Genomic DNA, 6,158 nt, shown 5'->3' with positions numbered 1-6,158 from the left:
GTGCATTTTGTCCACAGATTTTTGCTGTGGACAGTCAAAAAGCTCGAGGCTTCCATGTTTTCCACATGTGAATTCCTCGAGCTTTTGGTATATAAAGTGTTGTTATAAATTTTGGGCAAATTCAAAGTTGTCAAGATGCATTTGTCAAATAAAAACTCCTGAGCGCGGTTCATCTTAGACCGGATTCAGGAGTTTCTGTTTATTTTTTTGACTGCAAAACCCAGTAGCCTTTAAATTAGCTTAATACACTTTCTACCACCTAATTAAAGGTTATTGTACATATCACTTGGAAATATCCCCAGTAACTATAGTATCTATTTTTAATGTGTCCGTTGAGCTTAATAGTACATTTGTAATGGGAGAATCCATATAATAAGTGCTCGTTATAGATGATTCACCATTGATAAATATCTCTATAGACGATTTATCAACAAAAAATTCTATATCAACAAAATCTCCTTTATAATTAGTTCTTTTTGTCTCACTCAATTTATCTTGTTTATAGTCTCTAATCTCGACATTTAAGCTTTCTCTTGAAAATACCACTGTATTATTTTCTATTATGGATTTTAATTGCTCATTTAGTTCATTCGAAAAGGTAATTTCAAAATTATTTATCACTTGATTAGAAATTTTAACTTTTAAGTACTCTACTGGGTTACCTATAATAAGTTCTTCTTCAAAATCAAAGTTTGATATTACCAGATCTTCTTTTATTTGATCTTTTATATTTTCCAGATAATTAAATTTAAGAGAAAGTCCTTCTTCTGCGATAGTTCTTGGAAGACTCATTTGACCTGCCCAAAGATGTTTATTATCATGCGTTGGTAATGTCCTATTCCAACCTTGCATCCAAGCAAAAGCTACATATTGTTCTCCAATCCTTACTGACTGAGGAGCATAGAAGTCTAGCCCTTTATCCATTTCATAAACCTTACTAACTTCAAACTTGTACTTATTCCAATCCATTTCTCCTTCAATTATCCAAGTTATGTGAGGATAAAAAACCTTTGTGACTTCATCAGTATAATCCATCGCACTCAACATAAAAACTTGTTTCTTCTCAAATAATAGTAAATCTGGACACTCTACCATAGAACCTAAATACTTATTATGTTCCAATACTACTGATACAAATTCCCAGTTAAATAAATCATTTGATTTATAGAGTAATACTTGGCCTTCATTATTCACAGTCTTCGATCCAATCACACAATAATAGGTACCATTTTTTTCTACTATTTTAGGATCTCTAAAATCTACTACAGAACTTCCTGAAGGTACATCTTCTTCACTAAGAACAGGATTATTTTCATACTTCACAAAATTTACACCATCTTCAGAAAAAGCGATATTTTGATTTTGCCTAGTTAGTGTTTCGTCTTCTTCGTTGGGCAAATGACCTGTATACATTAGATACAAAATCCCATCCTTTTCTATTGCGCTCCCAGAAAAACAGCCCCCTTTATCGTAGTTCTCATCAGGAGCTAAAGCTACCGGTAGATGCTCCCACTTCAATCCATCCTTACTCTTAGCATGTCCCCAATGCATAGGACCCCACTGCGAATCATAAGGATAGTATTGATAGAATAAATGATAGTATTCTTGATAGAAAGAAACTCCATTAGGATCGTTCATCCAACCTACTGTTGGAGCAAAATGAAATGTTGGATAATATTGCTTATTCACCTCGTTCTTTTTTTCTTTTACAATTTGATTTGCGTTATTTAAAGAATAATTCATATTTTATTATTTCACTCCTGTTCCAGAACTGCTAAGTCCTTGTACTAAGTATTTTTGGAAAAAGACATATATTAAAATCAAAGGAATAGTTGAAATAGTTAAGATAGCCATCACTTGGTTAATATACACTGGTTCAGTATTGTTGAGATTAGTTATAGCTACCTGTAAAGGATGTCTCTGAGAATTTGTCAGTACCATTAGTGGCCAAATATAGTCATTCCAGCTCATAATAAAAGACAAGGTCCCAACTGTAGCTATAGCTGGTTTAGACATGGGTAACATTATTCTCCAGTAAATTTGAAACTTAGAGGCTCCCTCTAGTGTTGCCGCTTCCTGCAATTCAGTTGATATTGCTCTAAAGAAAATAGTGAACATGTAAATATATAGCGGAGTAGAAATTAAAGGTAAAATTACAGCCAATGGAGTGTCTAACACCCCTAGACGTTGGGTAACTACAAATCTAGTAATTATTATTGTTTCACCTGGAATTACCAGCAAAGCTATCATTAATGCAAATATGATTTTTTTGAACTTAAAGTCAACTGTTGCAAACGCAAATCCCGCCAACGAATTCACTATTATTGAACCCAAAGTTACACTAATAGCATAGAATAAACTATTTGAAATATATCTAACAATATTAAAACGACTAAAGATTGCATCATATGGTGTAAACCATTCACTAACATGCCCCGCAGGAAGAAATGCTCGAATTGTTCCCATATCACGAAAAATTTCTGCTTCTGGCTTCATGGAAGATACTATCATCCACACTAATGGAAAGATAAATAAAATAGCCAGCATAATACTTAAAATATGAAATAGAATTGATTGCGTTTTATTGCTCATTTGTGTCCCCTCCTATGAACTTACGCTGAAGCAAGGTGAACATGATTATAACTCCACCATATACAACTGTTAATGCACTGGCAAAACCTACTTGTCTATCGGTAAAACCAGTTCTGTAAATATAGTACACAGGGGTCATCGTAGAGTTCAAAGGGCCCCCTTGTGTCATTACCATAGGCTGAATAATCAACTTAAATGCATCAATCAAAGTTGTTGTAAGAATCAATAGAGATGTTGGCTTAAGCATAGGTAATGTTACATTTAAAAATTGTTGCCACTTAGAAGCACCATCTATTCTAGCTGCTTCGTAAATTTCATTGGGTATATTCTGTAAACCGGCTAGAAAAATCAGCATTTGAAATCCCGCCCCTTGCCAAGCCGACACAACTATAATTGCATACATCGCTTGATCCGGGCTACTTAAAAATGGTTGAGGAGAAACACCCACCCTTACTAATATTCCATTTATTAATCCAGATGAGGGATTTAAAAGATACAGCCAAAGAACTGAAACAACAACTAGTGACATAACTACAGGTGAGAAGAAAGCTACTTTATAAAATAAAGTACTTCTACTTCTTCGATTTACTAATAGCGCTAAACCTAATGCAGTCCCAACTTGAATAGGCATAATGAAAATAACAAACTGAAAAATATTCATAATGCTTTGTCTCATTAAACGATCATTGAACATTCTTCTGAAATTCTCAAGACCAATAAATTCAGTTAATTGAGGAGTTAGCATATGATAATCAGTCAATGAATAGTATAAAGACATCATAGATGGTAAAAACATAAATAAACCAATAATAATTAAAGCCGGCAATAAGAAAGCATATCCAATAATATTTTCTTTCATCATATTTTTATTGAGTTTTCTAGTATTAGTATTTAATAAATCAGATTTAGTAACCATTCAACTTCCCCCTTGTCTAACATAGAACTAAAAGCTGAGCGAAGCCTAGCTTTTAACTGCTTATTCTAAATGTCCTTCTATCTCTTGCGCTTTTAAATCTAGTAACTCTGAAACATCTGGGTTTTGTTCATAATAAGATACTTCTGTCACAGTTTCTTGGAAGGTTCTGCTTACTTGAGGATAATTAATTAATACAGGTCTTGCTCGCCCGGTACGTGAATTTTGCTCAATTAAGACTTGCATTGGCTCATCTACCTCTTCAAGCATTCTATCAGCTACAGACTGTCTAGCAGGTAAAACTGAGTTCCCCATACTCATATTGTACAATTGCTCTTCGGAAGTTAGAAAATCAATTAAAGCAGCAGCACCTTCAGGGTTGTCAGTTGAAGTTGTCATGCCGTACGCCCAACTACCCGTGGGACTTACTAACTCTCCTGTTTCTGGAGAAACAGGATACGGCATGATACCGTACTCTATGTCTTGATATTCACTTTCAAGTTGCTGTATTGTCCATGAACCACTCAACAATAGAGCGTATTCTCCAGTATGGAAGCCAAAATCAACTGGTGTGATTGTAGAGTAGCCTTCGCTTACTAAACCTTGAATAAAGTCAAAAGCTGATGCAGTCTCTTCTGAATCGAAATATCCAACAGACTCAGTTCCAGATTCATTTGTAATTTCTCCACCAGCTGACCATACGAATGGTGAGAATGCATACATTAACCATTCTGATTGATCATCAAAACCAACATCAATAACAGGCCCATCAAAATATCCATGTAAAGTTTCTAACATATCATTAAATTCATTCCAGTCCCACGGATTATCTACGGTCGGTAAGTTAGATGTATCAATTCCTGCTTCCTGTAACATATCTTCATTGTAGAAGACGCCTACACTTGATTCTGAAAACCCGATAGCATACAATTCATCTTCGAACGTACCTTGTTCAATTATACTAGGTAAAAAATCATCTACATTGGATAACATTCCATCAAGAGATTGTAGTATTCCAGAATTAGCATAAGCTGCTGTATTTGGCCCATCTAATGTAATAACATCTGGTAATGTGTCGGTAGTTAATGCAGCATTAATTACATCCTCGTAACCTCCACCAGCCCCACTTCTGGGAATGTATCTTACTGAAGCTGTCAATCCATCTTCGTTAGATTCATTAAACTCATTAATCGAATCGACCATTACTTGACCTTCAGCAGATTCTTCAGAAAATTGAACCCACATAGTTATTTCATTTGCATCTCCACTTTGACCATCTGGGGTTTCAGAGTCAAAAGAATCAGCATTCTCATTGTTTTCTCCATTTCCACATCCAAGCATAAAAAATCCCGTACCTAATAAAGAAAGTAACTTAAGCTTATTCAACATATTATTTCCTCCTATGTGAAACCGTTTTATTTAACAATTAAAGTATATGTCATCCGGTTTCATATGTCAACCGCTTGACATATTCTTTTTTAAATATTGCTAGTACACTCTACTGCACTAGCAATATTTAAGTTAGCTTAGTCGTATTTGAAGAAATTAACTCTACAGGATAAATAATTTGTTTTTCAACTTCTCTTCCATTTATTAAATTAATTAACGCTTCAACAGCGCCTTTAGCAAGAAGGTCTATGGGCTGTCTAATAGTACTTATTTCAGGATTTAAAAGCCTTATCATTTCTGTTCCATCGAAACCTATTACTTTTAATTTTTTCGGGATTTCAATACCTAAATCTTTTGCAGCATTAATAAAGAGTTTAGCCATCACATCGTCTCCTGCAAATACCCCGTCATACTTTTCCGTTAATAAAATTGACTTAATTATTTCAATCTTTTTATCAAAAGAATAGTTAAAAGGAATTTCAATTATATTGGACTTTAATCCATGCTCAGAGACTACTTTTCTGTATGCTTCAGATCGATCGTTTGCTGGGGTTAGTATATTTTTATCTCCAACAACACATAATATGCTTTTACAGCTATTATTGATTAATTCTTTTGTAGCCAATTCTCCACCCAGATAATTATCACTTTGAATTATTGGAATCTCCTGAGTAATTTCTCTTTCAATTGACACGATTTTATTTTCTAAGTTCTTGTATTCAGATATATCAATATTATGAGACCCCACTATTATGCCATCTACTCTTCTTTCTTTTAATAACTTTAAATACTTCTTCTCATTCTTTATATCATTTAAACTATTGCAGATAAATAAATTATAACCATTCTGAGCAAGCAACTTTTCAATATGGAAAGTTAATTCCCCGAAATAAGGATTTTTAGTAGTCGGAATAATCAACGCAATAAACTTGGTTTCATTTGTAAAAAAAGACCTTGCAATTTCATTCGGTGTATAATTTAACTCATCTACTGCTTTCATGACTTTATCTTTCATTTCATCACTAATGTATCCTCTATTGTTAAGTACTCTCGATACAGTAGTTACAGAAACTTCTGCTTTTTTAGCAACGTCTTTTATAGTGGTATTTTTCATACTTTTTCTCCCTTTTTTTCAGAAGTAATTACCAATTTTTTTGTTTTTTCGTGTTGTTTTAATGCAACTATCGTTGCTCTATCAATTAAAATACAAAAAGGCACCTCTTCCCCCCCTTAATCTGATAAAATGAAGTTCACTAAAACAAAC

At 33.7% G+C, this 6,158-nt stretch carries 5 protein-coding genes; all 5 read right to left on the bottom strand.

Features of this window, described 5'->3' with window-relative positions; all coding sequences use genetic code 11:
• Positions 1 to 282: 282 nt before the first annotated feature.
• On the bottom strand, positions 283 to 1,743 hold the full coding sequence (locus tag ACYQ4S_RS10395) for a glycoside hydrolase family 32 protein (RefSeq protein WP_346025227.1): 1,461 nt from the start codon (positions 1,741 to 1,743) through the stop codon (positions 283 to 285).
• 6 nt (positions 1,744 to 1,749) lie between these two features.
• Positions 1,750 to 2,592, bottom strand: a complete 843-nt coding sequence (locus ACYQ4S_RS10390) for a carbohydrate ABC transporter permease (protein WP_346025228.1) — start codon at positions 2,590 to 2,592, stop codon at positions 1,750 to 1,752.
• Positions 2,582 to 3,451, bottom strand: a complete 870-nt coding sequence (locus tag ACYQ4S_RS10385) for a carbohydrate ABC transporter permease (RefSeq protein ID WP_346025231.1) — start codon at positions 3,449 to 3,451, stop codon at positions 2,582 to 2,584. Before ACYQ4S_RS10385 ends, ACYQ4S_RS10390 begins: the two co-directional genes overlap by 11 nt.
• 117 nt (positions 3,452 to 3,568) lie before the next feature.
• Entirely contained in the window at positions 3,569 to 4,894 is a 1,326-nt protein-coding gene (locus ACYQ4S_RS10380) for an ABC transporter substrate-binding protein (RefSeq protein ID WP_346025229.1), read from the bottom strand.
• A 127-nt stretch (positions 4,895 to 5,021) separates the two neighbouring features.
• Positions 5,022 to 6,008, bottom strand: a complete 987-nt coding sequence (locus ACYQ4S_RS10375) for a LacI family DNA-binding transcriptional regulator (protein WP_459770991.1) — start codon at positions 6,006 to 6,008, stop codon at positions 5,022 to 5,024.
• Positions 6,009 to 6,158: the final 150 nt, after the last annotated feature.

It is taken from the genome of Alkalibacterium sp. s-m-28 (genome assembly GCF_054658175.1).
Note: the sequence above shows the minus strand (reverse complement) of the source record. Positions and strands in the feature narration are given on the sequence as shown.